The organism is Marinifilum sp. N1E240 (assembly GCF_009295825.1).
GTDB lineage: Bacteria > Bacteroidota > Bacteroidia > Bacteroidales > Marinifilaceae > Marinifilum_A > Marinifilum_A sediminis.
This window is the reverse complement of sequence record NZ_WHKF01000052.1, coordinates 1-349: the sequence shown is the minus strand read 5'-3', so window position 1 is coordinate 349 and position 349 is coordinate 1. Positions and strand designations below refer to the sequence as shown.

Here is a 349-nt window from a genome sequence, read left to right as displayed (position 1 = left end):
AGCCCATGGGTGCTAAGGTCCATGGACGAGAGGGAAAGAACCCAGACCATCAGCTAAGGTCCCCAAATGTATGTTAAGTTGAACAAACGAGGTGAGATTGCTTAGACAGCTAGGATGTTGTCTTGGAAGCAGCCATTCATTTAAAGAGTGCGTAACAGCTCACTAGTCGAGCGATCTTGCATGGATGATAATCGGGCATAAAACATACTACCGAAGCTATGGATTTAGAATTTATTCTAACTGGTAGGGGAGCATTCTATTCTACGTAGAAGCCGAGTGGTAATGCTTGGTGGAGTGTATAGAAAAGCAACTGTAGGCATAAGTAACGATAATGCGGGTGAGACACCCG

At 45.0% G+C, this 349-nt stretch carries 1 rRNA gene; it reads left to right on the top strand.

Features of this window, described 5'->3' with window-relative positions:
* A 23S ribosomal RNA gene (locus GCQ56_RS20190) occupies positions 1-349 on the top strand; the annotation flags it as partial.